The 17,088-nt window shown below is 57.5% G+C and carries 17 protein-coding genes; 6 read left to right on the top strand and 11 right to left on the bottom strand.

Annotated features, from left to right (window positions below):
• Positions 1-182 precede the first annotated feature (182 nt).
• The 5 genes from ACR0DS_RS17535 to ACR0DS_RS17515 form a co-directional block, all read right to left on the bottom strand.
• On the bottom strand, positions 183-806 hold the full coding sequence (locus ACR0DS_RS17535) for an OmpA family protein (RefSeq protein WP_480560397.1): 624 nt from the start codon (positions 804-806) through the stop codon (positions 183-185).
• 17 nt (positions 807-823) lie between these two features.
• Complete coding sequence (locus ACR0DS_RS17530) at positions 824-2,197, bottom strand: type II and III secretion system protein family protein (RefSeq protein ID WP_480484369.1); 1,374 nt, start codon at positions 2,195-2,197, stop codon at positions 824-826.
• Between the two features lie 193 nt (positions 2,198-2,390).
• On the bottom strand, positions 2,391-3,269 hold the full coding sequence (gene cpaB, locus ACR0DS_RS17525; protein ID WP_480484370.1) for a Flp pilus assembly protein CpaB: 879 nt from the start codon (positions 3,267-3,269) through the stop codon (positions 2,391-2,393).
• A 292-nt stretch (positions 3,270-3,561) separates the two neighbouring features.
• Positions 3,562-3,789 carry a hypothetical protein gene (locus ACR0DS_RS17520; RefSeq protein WP_480484371.1) on the bottom strand — a complete coding sequence of 76 codons (228 nt, stop codon included), beginning with the start codon at positions 3,787-3,789 and terminating at the stop codon, positions 3,562-3,564.
• Between the two features lie 301 nt (positions 3,790-4,090).
• Positions 4,091-4,327, bottom strand: coding sequence for a Flp family type IVb pilin (locus tag ACR0DS_RS17515; protein WP_480484372.1), 237 nt, complete (start codon positions 4,325-4,327; stop codon positions 4,091-4,093).
• Between the two features lie 353 nt (positions 4,328-4,680).
• Here ACR0DS_RS17515 and ACR0DS_RS17510 point away from each other — a divergent pair, with 353 nt between their 5' ends.
• Positions 4,681-5,547, top strand: a complete 867-nt coding sequence (locus ACR0DS_RS17510; protein WP_480560395.1) for a lytic transglycosylase domain-containing protein — start codon at positions 4,681-4,683, stop codon at positions 5,545-5,547.
• Positions 5,548-5,585: 38 nt separating this feature from the next.
• Here ACR0DS_RS17510 and ACR0DS_RS17505 read toward each other — a convergent pair whose 3' ends face one another.
• From ACR0DS_RS17505 to tldD, 6 genes are all read right to left on the bottom strand, one after another.
• Positions 5,586-6,212 carry a CoA transferase subunit B gene (locus ACR0DS_RS17505; protein ID WP_267363038.1) on the bottom strand — a complete coding sequence of 209 codons (627 nt, stop codon included), beginning with the start codon at positions 6,210-6,212 and terminating at the stop codon, positions 5,586-5,588.
• A complete protein-coding gene (locus tag ACR0DS_RS17500; protein ID WP_209505579.1) occupies positions 6,212-6,916 on the bottom strand; it encodes a CoA transferase subunit A in 705 nt (234 codons plus the stop codon). The genes ACR0DS_RS17505 and ACR0DS_RS17500 overlap by 1 nt, the downstream gene beginning before the upstream one ends.
• A 112-nt stretch (positions 6,917-7,028) precedes the next feature.
• On the bottom strand, positions 7,029-7,556 hold the full coding sequence (locus ACR0DS_RS17495; protein ID WP_480539575.1) for a superoxide dismutase family protein: 528 nt from the start codon (positions 7,554-7,556) through the stop codon (positions 7,029-7,031).
• 123 nt (positions 7,557-7,679) lie between these two features.
• Complete coding sequence (gene topA / locus ACR0DS_RS17490; protein WP_480560393.1) at positions 7,680-10,307, bottom strand: type I DNA topoisomerase; 2,628 nt, start codon at positions 10,305-10,307, stop codon at positions 7,680-7,682.
• Between the two features lie 180 nt (positions 10,308-10,487).
• Positions 10,488-11,615 (bottom strand): DNA-processing protein DprA, encoded by a 1,128-nt coding sequence (gene dprA / locus ACR0DS_RS17485; RefSeq protein ID WP_480560391.1) that lies wholly within the window; start codon positions 11,613-11,615, stop codon positions 10,488-10,490.
• Between the two features lie 238 nt (positions 11,616-11,853).
• On the bottom strand, positions 11,854-13,275 hold the full coding sequence (gene tldD, locus ACR0DS_RS17480; protein ID WP_267363048.1) for a metalloprotease TldD: 1,422 nt from the start codon (positions 13,273-13,275) through the stop codon (positions 11,854-11,856).
• Between the two features lie 176 nt (positions 13,276-13,451).
• Between tldD and coxB the strand changes: the two genes are divergently transcribed.
• The 5 genes from coxB to ACR0DS_RS17455 all read left to right on the top strand — a co-directional run bounded on the left by coxB (position 13,452) and on the right by ACR0DS_RS17455 (position 16,973).
• Entirely contained in the window at positions 13,452-14,363 is a 912-nt protein-coding gene (gene coxB, locus ACR0DS_RS17475; RefSeq protein WP_480560389.1) for a cytochrome c oxidase subunit II, read from the top strand.
• An 88-nt stretch (positions 14,364-14,451) separates the two neighbouring features.
• Positions 14,452-15,402, top strand: coding sequence for a heme o synthase (gene cyoE, locus ACR0DS_RS17470; protein WP_480560387.1), 951 nt, complete (start codon positions 14,452-14,454; stop codon positions 15,400-15,402).
• Entirely contained in the window at positions 15,399-15,560 is a 162-nt protein-coding gene (locus ACR0DS_RS17465) for a hypothetical protein (protein WP_267363054.1), read from the top strand. The genes cyoE and ACR0DS_RS17465 overlap by 4 nt, the downstream gene beginning before the upstream one ends.
• Positions 15,560-16,135: a cytochrome c oxidase assembly protein gene (locus ACR0DS_RS17460; RefSeq protein ID WP_267363056.1), complete on the top strand. Its 576-nt coding sequence runs from the start codon at positions 15,560-15,562 to the stop codon at positions 16,133-16,135. Before ACR0DS_RS17465 ends, ACR0DS_RS17460 begins: the two co-directional genes overlap by 1 nt.
• Positions 16,136-16,157: 22 nt before the next feature.
• On the top strand, positions 16,158-16,973 hold the full coding sequence (locus tag ACR0DS_RS17455) for a cytochrome c oxidase subunit 3 (RefSeq protein ID WP_209505605.1): 816 nt from the start codon (positions 16,158-16,160) through the stop codon (positions 16,971-16,973).
• Positions 16,974-17,088: the final 115 nt, after the last annotated feature.

The following is a 17,088-nucleotide window of genomic DNA, read 5'->3' as shown; positions in this document are numbered from 1 at the left end:
AACGAATTCCGCCAGATTGATGTGCTGTCGCCCCAATACGGTCAAATTTGGCCGCAGGTCACCCTATTTTTCACAATGTTGCTTTGAAGTTGGGCAAGAATTGGGCGCAAAAGAACCAATTGTAGGGAAATGGGCGACGATGTCGCCCATTCTGCTTGTATTATCCACCAATGCCAGCGGCACTAGTTGGCCGTATCTGTTGTTGATACATCTTCGATCACGCTCTTCCACGTCGCACTTTCAACGTATTCGCGATAGATGATGTTGGAGTATTTGCCGTCCAGCAGCTGCGGGTGACGGTCAACAAAGCCAGAAACTTCCGTTACCGTCCGGCGGTTGCGGCGATCTCGATTCGGGGTCGCGATCAACGGCTGCGTTTTTCCAAAGGATACAACGGCTTCAAGACGTGAACGCGAGATTCCTTGCCGTTCAAGGAATGCGACTACTGCCTGCGCGCGGCGTAGACCAAGGCTCTTGTTGTAACTGGTTGATCCTACAGCATCTGTGTGTCCGTAAACCCGGAACCTGGCTTCGGGGAACTGTTTGATCCAGTCAGCCTGCTGCAACAGTATGCTTTGCGCTGATGCGTCCAGTTGCGAACTGTTGAAGGCAAAGTTCACTTGGCTGGGCACATCCGCGGCAAATCTGCGCCCGAGAATCTGAGCATAGGTCAACTCGCCGTTTTGAACCTGGATATTGTTCAATGTCGCGTTTCCAAAGGTTCCGGCATCGATCTCATATCCGACCTCGCGCGTACATGCGGCAACGGCAACCGTAAGACCCAGTGTGATGATCCACTTCTGCATTGGTCCTATCCTCCTGATCAATCTAGGACGTAGCCGTACGAGCTGCCAAAATTCTGTTTGGCAACTTCGGATGCTCCGCCGGCTCCGGGACGCTGTGTACGAGCAACCCGACCATTCGCGAACAGGTCAAATTCGCTGGGTGGTTTGACACGATCGGTGGGAAGGGCTAGCGCCTCGCCACGCGTCGGCGTCACCAGATGCGCCGTTATGATGACGACAAGTTCACTTTGTTCGCGCTGATAGTCAGCGCTGCGGAACAAGGCCCCCAGAACCGGCACATCTCCCAGCCACGGCACTTGGTTGACCTGGTCAACAAAGTTGTCCTGAAGCAGCCCTGCGATGGCAAAGCTTTCCCCGTCGCGCAACTCTACAGTGGTCTTGGCTTCCCGCACGATAAAGCTGGGAACGGTGTCTCCATTGATCGTGAAGTTCGTGCTGGTGTCGATGCTCGAAACCGAGGTGCCCATTTCCAGATTGATCAGGTCGCCGTCCACAACCCGCGGGATGAAGTTCATATTCACACCGAAGGCTTTGTACTCGATTGCCACGACACCGTCGTCTTGCGGCACTGGAATCGGAACCTCACCGCCAGCCAGGAACGTTGCTTCCTGTCCGGACAGGGCCGAAAGGTTTGGTTCGGCAAGGTTGCGAACAAGGCCCTTCGACTCGAGGGCTTGCAGCAGCAAGTTGACCTGAGCTGATCCGACCCCGAAGCCAAACAACAACGTACCATTTTCCACGGTGATAGGGGGAACAAGGTTCTGCGGATTGAAGCCACCGAGAAAATCAGTGCCCGCAACTGAAAGTGTTGAAGAAAGCTCTTTTGCGACTGAGCGATTCATCTCGGCAAAGCGTACTTTCAGCATCACTTGCTGCACGCCACCTACAGACATCAGGTTCGATACACGTTCGGGCGCGTAGCGTTCAGCCAATTCAAGTGCGCGGGCCAGTTTGGCGGCGCTTGAAACCGTGCCGGAGAGTACGATGCCATCATTGGCGGTGCGCACTTCAATCTGCTCACTTGGCAGGATCTGACGCAGACGCTCTTTAAATTCGGTTACATCGGGCGAGACCCGGACACGTACGTTGGCAAGCAGATTTCCTGCGCCATCAAACAGTGTTAGCGTGGTCAGGCCAGGGGCCTTGCCCAAAACATAGATTGTGCGATCCGAAAGCGAAGAGATATCTGCAATGCCTGCGTTGGCAATGCTGAGCTCTGCAAACGGTTGTTCGCTTTCCACAACAATCGCGCGATTCATCGGAACTTCCAGCGTTTCCACTGTGCCCTTTTTCACCACGCGAAGGGTTTCAGCCCAGGCGGCATCGCCGACCGGGCTCATAACAAGCGACAACCCCAGCAGGGTTGCGCTGATCCAGGAACGTATTGTCATGTGACCTGCCTCTCCGATCACGCCTCGTTTTTTGGGTCTTATGCCCTATGTGCAAAGAGACTGCGCGAAATCCGAATTTATTGCAATAATCAATGGTTTCTGGAATTTTCCTTATGTGGAGAATTGGCAACAACAACAAGAAAAGAGCCGCATCTGAGATGCGGCTCCGATCTTGTAACACTCTGAATTGGCGTCAATTTGTACAGGGGATAGGCACGTTGACAATCTCTCCACCGCGTCTGATGCGCGTCGTGCAGACCTGTTCAACCTCTTCCTTCGGTTCCGGAGCGGCTGCCGTTATTCCAAGCAGTTTGCGCTGATCCACCTCGATTGCCGACGCAACAGAGTCATCCTGTACCCCAACAAGGGCCAGTGACAGCCGCCCGGTGTTCTGGGCCTGCGCGAGTGCTGCGACCTGTTCCGGCGTGGCTGCGACCGTGACTGTGCGTGCAATCGTTGCGCTTGCGACGTCCGAACCAGCGGTCTGGTCGACGGCGATCAGCTGAACGTTGGTTTCGATCAGTTTGGTGATGCCGCCAGAATTCCCTTCTACCGTCCCGCTTGATCCGGTCCAGTAGATGTCGACATTGTCGCCGGGGCGCAGGAAGCCTGAAACACCAGATGCCACGTCAACGCTGATCGCAAAGGCGCGCATACCTTTTTCAAGACGAGAGGTCAGCCCGGCCGATTCGCCTGGCCGTGTGATCTTGACCTCCATAATCGCCTCGTCTTTTTCCATGGTCCTCAGAATATAACGCTCATTGGCGCCACTTTCGGGAAACAAGGCAGTGAGATCAGAGAACGTACCTTCGGGAATCGCGTTTTCCGGCCAGTCTACAGCGCGCACGTCTTCCTGCGTCAGGCGTTCACCGTATTTCAGAGGACGATTTGAAACGTAAACAGTTACCGTCGGGATGACATCGACTTTGGCATTGGCCAGCGCTTCTTCTGCCGCTTGTTTCTGCCGTGCCAGTTCGCTTTGATAAGCCGCAATATAGTTGCGCGCCATGTAAACGGCGCCCCCAGCCAGAGCAACGCCGACAATCAGGACAAGTCCGAATACCGCTCGCATACATGCACCTCTTTCTTATTTAGTCGGATACTAAGCGGCCAAAGGGCCACTTTGAAACAGCCCAAGTGTTAAATGTAAATTGTGTCGAAATGTGGGACAAAAATGTCTGCTTGTTAGATTCTGCGTCAGCTTTCGCACAATTCCGCAAAACAACTGCTGTCATCTCCCTGCGGCAGGCCAGACGAAGAACAACGAAACAAACGCCGCGCCCAAAAAGGTCGCCGCGATTATTTGCCCGACACGTTCACCAACAAGCTCAGGAAAGCTGGTGAATGTGAAAACTCGCTGTGGGTCAGTTGGTTCCCGCTGTTACAAGGCCACCGGGAGCGGTGTTCGAGCCGGTACTGACAACAGAGGAACTCATGGCTTGGTTGATGTTACCGCCGATACCATCAACACTTGATCTGATGACAAGGTAGGTCGCGCTTGACAGACCGATGAGCACTGCGGTCAAAACCACCCAGTCAACGGTCACCGCTCCTGCTTCGTCCGATTTGAACCGATTAAGGAACTTTAGCATCTACTTATCTCCAATACGACAATTCAGTGTTTCCTGTAACGTCGCCTAACAGTGGTTCGTTCGGATGGCGGAAATCAGGCCAAAAGTTGATTTCGGTGGAAATATCCAAGATTCCAAACTTTTTCACGGGCTCTTTTGTGCGCAAAGACCTGCAAATTGGGCGTGATCAATTCGGTGGCGCTCGCGGCGTGGCGTGCGAGGTAGGACCGTCAAACTCTATTCTTAGAGATATTGAAAGACCTCTGAACGAAAAAAGCCGCGCCTGAATGGCGCGGCTTCAAAATCTTGCTCAAGCAGAAGCTTAGCTGCCGCTGTTGCTGCCTGCAGTTGTGATACCGCCGGTTGCGGTGTTGCTGCCGGTGCTCAGCGATGCGCCGTTCAGGGCCTGGTTCACGTCTGTTGCCAGGCCGGTCGCGCCAGCCGAGATCTGCTGGTATGCAACGGCTGCCAGGCCGATGACTGCTGCGGTCAGAACAACCCAGTCAACTGTTACTGCGCCGTCTTCGTCTTTGCGGAAGTTCTTGATGAACTTGATCATGTTACGTCCCTCCTAAAGGATCAAAAAGAGTTTAACAAACCTCGGCGTTCTTCAGAGCTTTCTCTCTCAGTCCGCTCATGTCCGTCTCGGTATGGATTAATGTTTGCCTGTTGTGCGTGGCAGGAATTGGGCCAAACACAGATTTTTTTTCGCGCGGCTTAACTTTTTAGTCACTAAATGTGTAAACCTTTGCAAATAAAAGGAAAAAAATTTCTTCGATTGGTGCGAAGTGCTCCGCAGCGGTGCAAATATACGCCAAATGAGGCGAAATTGCCCCAATTCGCTTTGTTTTTCTGGCCTTGGGCGAAGATTCGCGGTTCAAATCGCGTAAAAAGAATACATGAGGCAGGCACATGACTCTCCGGAACGCACTTCAATGCGCCGGTGTACTGGCGTTTCTACTATCTGGTGTCGCACCCGGGTCAGCGACCGAGGTTGAGCCGCGCGGAGTTTACAAGCGGATCAAGGCCCCCAAGCCGGGTGAGCGTCCTCGCGTGACCATTCAGATCACACCCGAGGAACACGCGGCCAAGCCCTCAGCCCCCAGCACAGGGGTGGAGCTGGCGGTTCCAGAAATCATAGCAAGAACCAAAGTGGTTCAGCCCACAGTGCCGGGAATCGGTGCCGTGCCTGACCCGAAAGGGTCGTACAAGGCATTCTGGGACCGCATTTCACCGCATATCGATGAAGGTGGGGCCGGGCGGCTTGATGCTGCGATAAACGCGCTGGCGGCGACGAATGTAAGATCACCCCGGCTGCAATCGCTGCAAAACATAGCAAAAGAACGCGGGATCGAGATTTTGCGGTCAACCGTGGGAACCAATGTGTCGCCAGCGCTGGTGCTGGCCGTCATTTCGGTTGAATCGGCCGGTCGCGCAGATGCCGTCAGTTCGGCCGGCGCGCAGGGGCTTATGCAGTTGATGCCCGCCACAGCTGCCCGCTTCGGTGTTAAGGACAGTCTGCAACCCTCGCAGAACATCGCCGGGGGCGTGAAATACCTCAACTGGCTGATGGAAGAGTTCGGGAATGATCCGATTCTGGTTTTGGCCGGTTACAACGCGGGTGAGGGGGCTGTACGTAAACACAGCGGCGTGCCGCCTTATGCCGAAACCCGGGATTATGTCCCCAAGGTTCTGGCCGCTTTCCAGATCGCGCGGGCTTTGTGCGCGACACCGCCGGATCTGATTTCAGATGGGTGCGTGTTCCAGACCTCAAATTGAAAAAGGCCCGCCTCGATCCGGCGGGCCTTTTCTTTTGTTCAGCCGACGATTGTCGCTTCGGTCGCAGCGCGCATTTCGTCTTCACTGACACCATCTGCCAGTTCGACGATCCTCAATCCGCCCTCGACCACGTCCAGAACGCCCAGATTGGTGATGATGCGATCCACGACACCCTTGCCTGTCAGTGGCAGAGTGCATTCCTTCAGGACCTTGCTTTCACCGTGCTTGTTGGTGTGGTCCATAACCACGATCACGCGCCCAACGCCTGCAACCAGGTCCATGGCGCCACCCATGCCTTTCACCAGCTTGCCGGGAATCATCCAGTTTGCCAGGTCGCCTTTCTCATCCACTTCCATGGCACCTAAAATCGCAGCAGCGATTTTGCCGCCCCGGATCATCGCAAAGGATGTGGCGCTGTCGAAATAGGCAGTGCGGGACAGTTCGGTGATCGTTTGTTTGCCCGCGTTGATCAGGTCCGGGTCTTCTTCGCCCTCATACGGGAAAGGGCCCATACCCAGCATTCCGTTTTCCGATTGCAGAGTGATGTCCTTGTCGCCCACATAGTTCGCCACCAGCGTCGGAATCCCGATGCCGAGGTTCACATACATGCCGTCTTCCAGTTCCTCTGCCGCGCGTGCGGCCATCTGATTGCGGTCCCAGGGCATTATGCATCCTCCTTCTTGCGGGTGGTGCGCTGTTCGATGCGCTTTTCGTGATCGCCTTGGATGATGCGATGCACATAGATGCCGGGCAGGTGGATCTTGTCCGGGTCCAGTGAGCCGCGCGGAACAATCTCTTCCACTTCGGCCACGCAGATCTTGCCGCAGGTGGCAGCGGGCACGTTAAAGTTGCGGGCGGTCTTGCGGAACACCAGATTGCCGGTGTCGTCAGCTTTCCAGGCCTTGACGATAGCCAGATCGGCAAAAATGCCTTCCTCAAGGATATAGGTCTCGCCGTTGAAATCCTTGTGCTCCTTGCCTTCCGCAATCACGGTGCCGACGCCCGTCTTGGTGTAGAACCCGGGAATACCGGCACCACCGGCGCGCATCCGTTCGGCCAGTGTTCCTTGCGGGTTGAATTCCAGTTCCAACTCGCCGCTCAGATACTGACGCATGAATTCGGCGTTTTCGCCGACATACGAGCTGATCATCTTTTTGACCTGCTTGGTCTGCAACAGGATGCCGATACCGAAATCGTCCACACCGGCGTTATTCGACGCAAAACTCAGGTCCTTGACGCCCGAATCCCGGATGGCAGCAAGCAACAGTTCGGGAATGCCGCACAGGCCAAACCCGCCCGCGGCAATCAGCATGCCATCCGTCAGCACCCCATCGAGTGCCTCGGCGGCATTGGCATAGACTTTCTTCATGGAAAACTCCCCCAATGACATGGTGATGGGCAGGTTTTGCCGCCACGTCATGGGGAAGTCAATGAAACCAGAAGGTTCAGGTATTTCTACGGTAGTTCAGCTGACAATAGTGTCAGTCGGCGATCAGGATCCCGCAGGCGATGCGCCCACCTGCACCGCCAATGGGCTGGCTCATGTGATCGTCGCCAGCTTCGTGGATGATGAAAGTTGATCCGTCCCCATCCAGCAATACATCTCCATCACCTTCAAGCGAAACAAGGTTTGTAAAGGCCTCCATCTCGCCCACGCCATCCTGTCCCACATATAGATTGGGCAGATCGCCGGGCTCGGGGCCTTCAGGGTTCAGCAGCCCATGTGCGCCTTCAACTTTGCCAACATGGCCTTGGGCCGTCTTGAACCCTTCGCCGGCCTCGCAGACACCATGGCTGTGCAGGTGCAACCCATGTTTTCCCGGCGGCAGGTCTGTGACGCGCACGTGCAGCAGAACACCATTGGGCCCTTGCGTCGCCTTCGCCTGACCAATGACGTCGCCTTGCGCGTTGATGATTTCGGCTGTGGCGGACTTGACGTGATGCGCGGCATGGCCCTGCGTGGCAGCCGCAACGCTTATCGCCGCAACAAGAATGGCGGTTCTGAACATGTCTCAACTCCTTTACTGAACAACGCAATCCTGTATCGCGTCAGTCCATAAACACGCGGGCCGGTTCCTTTATTCAGAAACCGGCCCGCGTGTTTGGTGACATGTCCCGGTCAAAAGTCCGGTTTATTCAGCCGCTTTCTTTGCTGTCTTCTTGGCGGCAGCCTTCTTTTTGGGTGCAGCCTTTTTCTTGGTGCCCTTCTTGGATGCGCGCTCATTGACCAGTTCGATGGCCATTTCCTGCGTCACGTCTTCGGGCTTGATGTCTTTCGGGATGGTCGCGTTGACCTTTTCCCACTTCACATATGGCCCGTACCGTCCGTCCAGAACCTGCATCGCGCCGCCATCGGGATGCTCGCCCAGGTCTTTCAAAGCTTTTGCCGCTGCGCGCCCGCGCCCACCGGGATTGGCTCGTTTTTCCGCCAAAAGCTCTACGGCGCGGTTCATACCGATCTCGAACACATCGTTTGGGTCTTTGAGGTTGGCATAGACCGGCTTGGCTTCATCGGCCAACTGATGCATCAGATAGGGGCCAAAACGCCCGAAGTTCGAGGTGATCATGCCGCCTTCGGGGTGCTCACCGATCTGGCGCGGCAGGGACAGAAGCGTCAGCGCCTTGTCCAGATCCATGTCATCCTTGCTCCAGCCGCGTGGAAGCGAGGCGCGCGGAGGCTTCTTGTTCTCGGGCGTGGGTTCGCCTCGCTGGACATACGGCCCAAATCGGCCGGACTTCAGCCAGATCTCATCCCCGGCGTCTTCGCCCAGCAATTGTTCGTCGCCTTCCGCGCCTTCACCGGCGATAGGCCGCGTATAAGTGCACTCCGGATAGTTTCCGCAGCCCACGAACCCGCCGGTGCGTGAGGTTTTCAGGTGCAATTGTCCCAACCCGCATTTCGGGCAGATACGCGGGTCGGACCCGTCTTCACGCGGGGGGTAAAGCTGTGGCGCCAATGCCTCGTCCAGCTTGTCCAGCACTTCCGATATGCGCAGTTCGGATGTTTCGCCAATCGCTGCCGAAAAATCACGCCAGAACTTGCCCAGCAGATCCTTGTAGTCACGATCACCGGCGCTGACGTCATCCAGTTGCTCTTCCAGATTCGCGGTGAACTCGTATCCAACGTATTGACGGAAAAAGTTCAGCAGAAAGATGGTGACGATCCGGCCCTTTTCCTCGGGGATCAGCCGGTTCTTGTCTTTGCGCACATATTCGCGGTCCTGAATCGTGGTCACGATTGAGGCATAGGTCGAAGGACGTCCGATCCCCAACTCCTCCATCCGCTTGACCAAAGTGGCCTCGGTATAGCGCGGGGGCGGTTGCGTGTGATGCTGCAACGCCAGAACGGCTTCGTTATCGGCCATGATAGCGGCTTTGTCCGACTCGCTGGTGGCCTTGGCAAACTGATCGCGCAGCGTGGTCTTGGAAAAGCGCGCGGGGTCGCCCTCCATGATCTGTGGCAGGCGCTTTTCGTCATCATCGGCGACATCATCGCGGCCTTCCTCATAGACGCGCATGAACCCGTCGAACATTACCACCTGACCGGTGGCTCGCAGACCGACCTGACCGTCGTCACTGCCAATCTCGACCGTTGTGCGCTCCAATCGTGCTGCCGCCATCTGGCAGGCAATGGTCCGTTTCCAGATCAGATCATAAAGCTTGCGCTGATCTTCATCCGTGACCTTCAGCGCCTTGGCATCGCGCGTCATATCCGTGGGGCGGATACATTCGTGTGCTTCCTGCGCGTTCTTGGCCTTGTTCTTGTACATACGCGGGCTGTCCGGCACATATTCTGCACCGTACCGGTCCGCGATGGTGTCGCGCGTTGCCGTCACGGCCTCGGGTGCCATGTCGATCCCGTCGGTTCGCATATAGGTAATGTATCCGGCCTCATAGAGGCGCTGCGCAACCTGCATCGCATGGCGCGCGCCCATGCCGAATTTGCGGCTCGCCTCCTGTTGCAGGGTCGAAGTCATGAACGGCGCGCTTGGATTGCGCGCGGCGGGCTTGGCTTCGACCGAAGTCACACGCAGCGCGCGGCTGGTGACGGCCTGAACCGCCAGTTCGGCCTGTGTTGCGTTGGCCAGATCGTGCTTGTCCAGTTTCTTGCCCGCCAACGTGACCAGCCGCGCCTCATAGGTCTGACCACGCGGTGTCTCGAACAGGGCCCGAACCGACCAGTACTCGACCGCCTTGAACGCTTCGATCTCCATCTCACGCTCGACGATCAGGCGCAGACAGACCGACTGCACCCGACCTGCGGATTTTGCGCCGGGCAGTTTGCGCCACAGAACCGGTGACAGGTTGAAGCCAACAAGGTAGTCCAAGGCGCGGCGTGCCAGATACGCTTCGACCAGGGGCATATCGACGTCGCGCGGGTTCTTCATCGCCTCGGTCACCGCTTCTTTGGTGATGGCGTTGAAGGTCACCCGGCTAACCGGTGTGTCTTTCTTGATCGAGCGGCGCTTGGTCAGCGCTTCCTGCAAATGCCAGCTGATTGCCTCACCCTCACGATCAGGGTCGGTGGCGAGGATCAGCGCGTTGTCTTCTTTCAGCGCGTCGGCGATGGCCTTTACATGTTTGCGGCTGTCATTACCCACTTCCCATGTCATGGAAAATCCATGGTCCGGATCGACCGATCCGTCCTTTGGCGGCAGGTCCCGCACATGGCCGTAAGAGGCCAGAACGGTGTAGTCAGGGCCGAGATATTTATTGATTGTTTTTGCTTTGGCCGGAGATTCTACAACAACTACGGGCATTTAAGGGGAAACCTCGCTCGACGAATTTGGCGCCTTCTATGGTGGTGCAAAATGTGTGGGGCAAGCGGGGATTGTCAATGCGTTCCTTTGGCAGGCGGAAAAGCGACGTGATTTCAGCGTGATACCCGCACCTGATCGCAGGCAGAGCGTTCGATTGGGCAATCTTGTTTTCCGTCCAAATCAGCCTGCCAGAGACAACAGCCCGCCCGGCTGTCGCTGGATTCGTCCGTCCAGTTCAAGGTCGAGCAGTGCTGGCCCCAGATCCCCGGCCGAGGCCGCAATATCGCGCAGCAACTGGTCTTCGGCGATAGGGGAAGGTCCCAACCGCTCAAGGATTTGCGCCTGCAAGTCCAGTACGGCAGGCCGTGGCTGCATGGCGGGCGGCAGCTCGGGTTTTGCAAAGATCAGATCGCCTTGCTGCGGCAGGGCTTCGACAACGTCGTCTGCCGAACGGACCAGCGTCGCACCGTCCCGAATCAAAAGGTTGCACCCGGCAGCGCGGGCGTCGAACGGATGGCCAGGTACGGCCAGAACCTCGCGCCCCTGATCCAGGGCGTCACGTGCTGTGATCAGGCTGCCGGATTTGGCGGCGGCCTCGACCACCACAACAGCTTGGGCCAGGCCCGAGATGATCCGGTTGCGGCGTGGAAAATGCCTTGCCTGAGGTGTCACGCCCATTGGCTGTTCCGACAGCCGCAGTCCCTTGGTCGCGATTTTATGCGCCAGTTCCGTGTTCTCGGCCGGGTAAATGACATCGACACCGCCCGCCATGACGGCAACAGTGCCGGTGTCCAGCGACGCCATATGCGCCGACGTATCAATGCCGCGCGCCAGACCCGAGACAATCACATGTCCCTTTTCACCCAAGGCGCGCGCCAGACCACGCGCCATCCGTGCGCCCAGCGAGGAACAGTTGCGCGCGCCCACCATCGCAATCGCCGGTTTCTGCAACAGCGACACATCCCCGATGGCCCAAAGCAAGGGCGGGGCATCGGATAGGTCGTTCAACGCGTGGGGGAAATCTGCGGACCCAAGGCACAAAAGCCGCGCTTTGGCTGCTTCTGCGGCCCTGAGTTCCGCCTCGATCACGCCGGGGGGACAGGTTTCATACCCATCTATTCCGGCGGCGCGTGCCATTTCAGGCAGCGCGGCCAGCGCGTTCTGCGCCGAGCCATGTTCACGCAGCAGCCGACGAAATGTCGCCGGGCCGACCTTGCGAGAGCGCAACAGACGAAGCCACGAAAACCGGTCCTCTTCCGTGGTGGGTGGGAGTGGGGGGTGATTGGAAGAAAGCTGCTCTTCGGTCATCCGTTGCTCCGCCTGATTGCAGAACTGGTTTACGGGACAGGGGGTTAACAGCCTCTGAATCGCAGATAATTAGCGGCGATTTATCTGTATTTCTTGGGGAATGCGACGATTAAGTATCTGAAAGTAAACAAATAATATTTTCAAGCCGGCGCTCAAATTAATGGCGCTGGTTGGAATGCTGTCGAATCAAAGTGGCGCATGGTTAACCCTGCGCCTGCCTTTGCGCTGCTTTTCCGACTCAGGCTGCAGACCCGCCGACAGTCAACCCGTCCATCAGCACTGTCGGTTGACCCACACCCACGGGCACCCATTGACCGTCCTTGCCGCAGGTGCCCATACCCGGATCCAAAGCCATATCGTTGCCAAGGCCGCGGATGCGTTTCAACGCCGAAGGCCCGTCACCGATCAGCGTGGCTCCTTTGACAGGCGCTCCGATCTTGCCGTTTTCGACACGATACGCCTCGGTGCACGAGAAAACGAATTTGCCGTTGGTGATGTCGACCTGGCCGCCTCCGAATCCAACCGCCCAGATGCCGTCTTTAATATCTGCCACCAAAGCTGCCGGATCAGCGTCGCCCCCCAACATGATCGTATTGGTCATGCGCGGCATGGGTTTGTGCGCATAGCTTTGCCGCCGCCCGTTGCCCGTGGGCGCAACGCCCATCAGCCGGGCGTTTTGCCGATCCTGCATGTAGCCGGTCAGGATGCCATCCTCGATCAACACCGTGCGCGAGCTGGGCGTGCCTTCATCATCCACAGTGATCGAGCCGCGACGGTCGGCAATCGTGCCGTCATCCACCACGGTCACGCCCTTGGATGCAATCTGTTGCCCCATCAGCCCGGCAAAGGCCGAGCTTCCCTTGCGGTTGAAATCGCCCTCTAGCCCGTGACCGATGGCTTCGTGCAGCAAAATACCGGGCCAGCCGGGGCCAAGTGCAACCTCCATCACGCCGGCAGGCGCGGGAACCGCGTCCAGATTGACCAACGCGATGCGCAGGGCTTCGCGCGCCTTGGCCTGCCAGTCGGCCGGGTCGATCAGCCCGCTTAGGCCAACCCGCCCGCCGCCACCGGCCGATCCGCTTTCGCGCCGCCCGTCCTGTTCAACAATGACCGAGACATTCACGCGCGTCATGGGGCGCACGTCACGCACCATCACACCATCGGGTCGCAGAATTTCCACCTCCTGCACGGCGGCTGCGATCATTGCGCTAACCTGAACCACCCGCGGATCCAGGTCGCGGGCAAAGGCGTCAATCTCCCGCAGGGTTTCGATTTTCACCGGGAAGGCGGCAGATTCGATTGGGTCTTCGTCCGTGTACAAGCGCGTATTCGTGGGCCGGGGGGCTTCGGCGAGCGTTCCGCCTCCATCGCCAACTGCCAGTCGCGCGGTCTCGGCAGCACGTTTCAGCGCGGCTATCGATACATCAGTCGAATGCGCGTACCCCGCCACTTCGCCCTGAACGGCGCGCAGACCAAACCCCTCGGATGCGTCATAAGACGCGGTGCGAAGACGCCCGTCGTCAAACACCAGAGATTCGGATTTCCGACGCTCGACAAACAGCTCTCCATCCTCGGCCCCGTCCGTTGCCGAACGCAATATGGCCAGTGCTTCATCTTGCGGCAGGGCGCTCTCAAAGGGGCGAAACGGGGCTTCAGGCATGGGTAGCGACCTTTCGGGTTTGATCCAGATCAAAAATAGCGTCTGTTTGACGCAAGCATTTTGCTTTATCTACCCGCTGGAATATGGTTTTTAACGCGGCCAAAGACAACGGGAGAGGTGCGACCGATTCACACCTTTCCGTCAGGGACGCAAAGATCAAACGATCAGGACAGAACATGAAGAATGCTTTAATGCTTTCAGGGTTTATGACAGCCCTCTCCAGCCTACCCGCCATGGCTCAGGAGCTTGAGATTATTGGCAAGCCGGTAGACGGCGGCATGGGCTTCCAGCCCGCGGCCACCAGCCTTGCCCAGGGTATCCGGGATCTGGACAGCATGATTCTTGTGATCATCACCGCAGTCTGTCTGTTGGTTGCAGCTTTGTTGATCTATTGCATTGTGCGCTACAACCAGCGCGTAAACCCAACTCCGGCGCGTTTCTCGCACTATACTCCGGTTGAAATCGCCTGGACCCTGGGACCGATCTTGATTCTGGTGTTTATTGGTGCGTTCTCACTGCCGGTTCTTTTCAAACAGCAGGAAATCCCGGAAGGTGACATCACCATCAAAGTCGTCGGCAACCAGTGGTACTGGACCTACGAGTATGTTGATCACGATTTCGCATTCGACAGCTATCTGCTGGGCCACCCCGCGACCCTGGACGAGGGCGCACGCCCTGCGGACGCGGACGTGACGCCGTTTGTTCTGGATGACGCAATGCGCGCCAAGCTGATCGATGCAGGCTACAGCGATGATGAATGGCTGCTGGCCACCGACACCGCTGTTGTCGTACCGGTCGGCAAGGTCATCGTGATGCAGGTGACTGCATCCGACGTGATTCACTCGTGGACCATCCCGGCCTTTGGCGTAAAGCAGGACGGTGTGCCCGGACGTTTGGCGGAGCTGTGGTTCCAGGCCGACAAGGAAGGCATCTATTTTGGTCAGTGTTCGGAACTGTGTGGCAAGGACCACGCCTATATGCCGATTACCGTCAAGGTCGTAAGCCAGGAAGTCTATGACGAATGGTTGCAGGGCGCGATCGAAGAATATGCGGGTCTGCCGCAAAGCTATCTGGTCGCCTCGAATTGAGTACGATAGGGGCGGGTCGAACCCCGCCTGACACAAGATGCAGGCTGCGCGGGCGATCCGCGCAGTTTTCGCCCCAAAAGGACCGGAAATGACCGACGCAAGCATCAATGCCAGCACAGTGACCGCCCGGGCGGACGAGGCCGGCTTTGGCGATTACTTCGCCCTGCTGAAGCCGCGCGTGATGTCGCTGGTCGTGTTCACAGCATTGGTCGGTTTGTTGGCGGCGCCTGTTCCTGTCCATCCCTTCGTCGGTTTTTGCGCCATCCTGTTCATCGCTATCGGCGGCGGAGCATCAGGCGCGCTGAACATGTGGTGGGACGCGGATATCGACCGTGTCATGAAACGCACCAAATCCCGCCCAATCCCTTCGGGCAAGGTCGAGGAAGGCGAGGCGCTGGCCGTTGGTCTGGCTCTGTCGGGTCTGTCGGTGATCATGCTGGGCCTTGCGACCAACTGGTTCGCAGGCGCGTTTCTGGCCTTCACCATCTTCTTCTACGTTGTCGTCTACACGATGTGGCTGAAGCGTTCGACGCCGCAGAACATCGTGATCGGTGGCGCAGCGGGCGCGTTCCCTCCGGTGATCGGCTGGGTGGCCGCCACGGGATCGATGTCGGTCGAGCCCTGGCTGATGTTTGCCCTGACCTTCATGTGGACGCCGCCGCATTTTTGGGCGCTGGCCCTGTTCATGCGCTCGGACTATGACGACGCGGGCGTGCCGATGCTGACCGTCACCCATGGTCGCCGCGCGACACGTGTCCATATTCTTGTCTATACAGCCCTGCTGGCCCTGCTGGCCATCGGAACTGCATTTTCAGGCATTGGCGGCCCGATCTATCTGACCGTTGCATTGATTCTGAACATCCTGTTCCTGCGGGGCGCGTGGAAAATCTCGCGCCGGACCGAGGATGATTCCGAGGCAGATAATTTCAAGGTCGAACGCGGTTTCTTCAAGCTGTCGCTGCTGTATCTGTTCCTGCATTTCGGTGCCGTTCTGGCCGAAGCCCTGCTGAAACCCTATGGTCTGGGGGGATGGTCATGAGCCTTCGCAAAGACCACGAGCTGCATCAGCGCCGGTTCAGCCGCAATCTGGGTGTCGGCCTGACCCTGGCCGCCTTTATCGTGATCATCTTTGGCCTGACCATCGTCAAGGTCTCGGGCACTGATTTCAACAGGGCGACGCAAGAGGTTCAGAACTGATGGCGTTGTCCGGTCCTCAGAAAACGGTTTTCCAGACTGTTGGCGTGGTTGTCCTGATGGGCAGTCTGGCCTGGGCGTCGGTGCCGTTCTACAACTGGTTCTGCCGGGTGACCGGATTTGGTGGCACCACCGGTGTTGCCGAAACTGCCCCCGATACCATTCTGGATCGCACCGTTACCATCCGTTTTGACGCGTCCAAGGCCAAGGACATGGAATGGGAATTCAAGCCGGTCGTGCGCGAGATGGATGTGCGCATCGGCGAAACAGGTCTCGCGTTTTACGAGGCCTTTAACCCGACCGACCGCCCCATTGCCGGGCAGGCGTCTTACAACGTGGCGCCCTATTCTGCGGGTGGGTATTTCCAGAAGATTGCCTGTTTCTGCTTTGAAGAGCAGGTGCTGCAACCCGGCGAACGCGTTGAGATGCCGGTGACTTTCTTCGTCGACCCGGAAATGGTCGAGGATCTTGAAGCCAAGTATGTTCATACGATCACGCTGTCGTATACATTCTACGAAATTGACCTGCCCGAGGGCTATGCCGCCCTCGATGCGCAGGCAGATACAAACACGAACTAACGCCTGTAGGTGAGGGACGCTGATGGCACACGCTAAAAACCACGATTACCACATTCTGGCCCCGTCGATCTGGCCTCTGATCGGCGCCGTCGGCGGCTTTGTCATGCTGTTCGGAGCCGTTCTCTGGATGCAAGGCATCACGCCCTTCATGTTCTGGGCCGGTCTGGCAGCTGTGCTTTACACGATGTTCGCCTGGTGGTCGGATGTGGTTGCGGAAAGCCGTCAGGGCGATCACACGCCTGTTGTCCGCATCGGTCTGCGTTACGGCTTCATCCTGTTTGTCATGTCCGAGGTGATGTTCTTCTTCGCCTGGTTCTGGTCGTTCTTCAAACATCGCATGTACCCGATGTACGACTATGCCGGCACCGAATACATTCAGCCGGATATTCATGCGGTTGACCCGTTCCACCTGCCGCTGATCAACACTCTGGTCCTGTTACTGTCAGGCTGTGCGATCACCTGGGCGCACCATGCGCTGGTGCATGACAACGACCGCAAGGCGCTGATCAATGGTCTGGCCATTGGCATCGTGCTGGGCATCGCCTTTACCTTCCTTCAGGGCTATGAATACGCCGAACTGCTCAAGCATGAAGGCTGGGAATTCGGCGGCGACCAGTTCTATTCCAACTTCTTCATGGCAACGGGTTTCCACGGCGCACATGTGATCATCGGGACAATCTTCCTGACCGTCTGCCTGATCCGCGCGCTCAAGGGGGACTTCACACCCGAGAAACATGTTGGTTTTGAGGCTGCCGCTTGGTACTGGCACTTCGTCGACGTTGTCTGGCTGTTCCTGTTCTTTGCCGTTTACATCTGGGGTCAGGCCCCGCTGATGTAACGCCGGTCAGGCTGATCAATTGCAAAAGCCGCCCCAATGGGCGGCTTTTTCTCTATGCGGGGCACAAGATTGCGCCCCATACAATTGCGTGGTTGCAATTCAGCCCGCGCGCCCC

The organism is Ruegeria sp. AF5, assembly GCF_056541905.1.
This window is presented reverse-complemented; position numbering and strand designations above follow the sequence as displayed.

Bases quoted from the DNA above. Each gene is read 5' to 3' on its own strand.
- ACR0DS_RS17535 (WP_480560397.1), bottom strand. From the start codon at position 806: ATGCAGAAGTGGATCATCACACTGGGTCTTACGGTTGCCGTTGCCGCA.
- ACR0DS_RS17530 (WP_480484369.1), bottom strand. From the start codon at position 2,197: ATGACAATACGTTCCTGGATCAGCGCAACCCTGCTGGGGTTGTCGCTT.
- cpaB (WP_480484370.1), bottom strand. From the start codon at position 3,269: ATGCGAGCGGTATTCGGACTTGTCCTGATTGTCGGCGTTGCTCTGGCT.
- ACR0DS_RS17520 (WP_480484371.1), bottom strand. From the start codon at position 3,789: ATGCTAAAGTTCCTTAATCGGTTCAAATCGGACGAAGCAGGAGCGGTG.
- ACR0DS_RS17515 (WP_480484372.1), bottom strand. From the start codon at position 4,327: ATGATCAAGTTCATCAAGAACTTCCGCAAAGACGAAGACGGCGCAGTA.
- ACR0DS_RS17510 (WP_480560395.1), top strand. From the start codon at position 4,681: ATGACTCTCCGGAACGCACTTCAATGCGCCGGTGTACTGGCGTTTCTA.
- ACR0DS_RS17505 (WP_267363038.1), bottom strand. From the start codon at position 6,212: ATGCCCTGGGACCGCAATCAGATGGCCGCACGCGCGGCAGAGGAACTG.
- ACR0DS_RS17500 (WP_209505579.1), bottom strand. From the start codon at position 6,916: ATGAAGAAAGTCTATGCCAATGCCGCCGAGGCACTCGATGGGGTGCTG.
- ACR0DS_RS17495 (WP_480539575.1), bottom strand. From the start codon at position 7,556: ATGTTCAGAACCGCCATTCTTGTTGCGGCGATAAGCGTTGCGGCTGCC.
- topA (WP_480560393.1), bottom strand. From the start codon at position 10,307: ATGCCCGTAGTTGTTGTAGAATCTCCGGCCAAAGCAAAAACAATCAAT.
- dprA (WP_480560391.1), bottom strand. From the start codon at position 11,615: ATGACCGAAGAGCAGCTTTCTTCCAATCACCCCCCACTCCCACCCACC.
- tldD (WP_267363048.1), bottom strand. From the start codon at position 13,275: ATGCCTGAAGCCCCGTTTCGCCCCTTTGAGAGCGCCCTGCCGCAAGAT.
- coxB (WP_480560389.1), top strand. From the start codon at position 13,452: ATGAAGAATGCTTTAATGCTTTCAGGGTTTATGACAGCCCTCTCCAGC.
- cyoE (WP_480560387.1), top strand. From the start codon at position 14,452: ATGACCGACGCAAGCATCAATGCCAGCACAGTGACCGCCCGGGCGGAC.
- ACR0DS_RS17465 (WP_267363054.1), top strand. From the start codon at position 15,399: ATGAGCCTTCGCAAAGACCACGAGCTGCATCAGCGCCGGTTCAGCCGC.
- ACR0DS_RS17460 (WP_267363056.1), top strand. From the start codon at position 15,560: ATGGCGTTGTCCGGTCCTCAGAAAACGGTTTTCCAGACTGTTGGCGTG.
- ACR0DS_RS17455 (WP_209505605.1), top strand. From the start codon at position 16,158: ATGGCACACGCTAAAAACCACGATTACCACATTCTGGCCCCGTCGATC.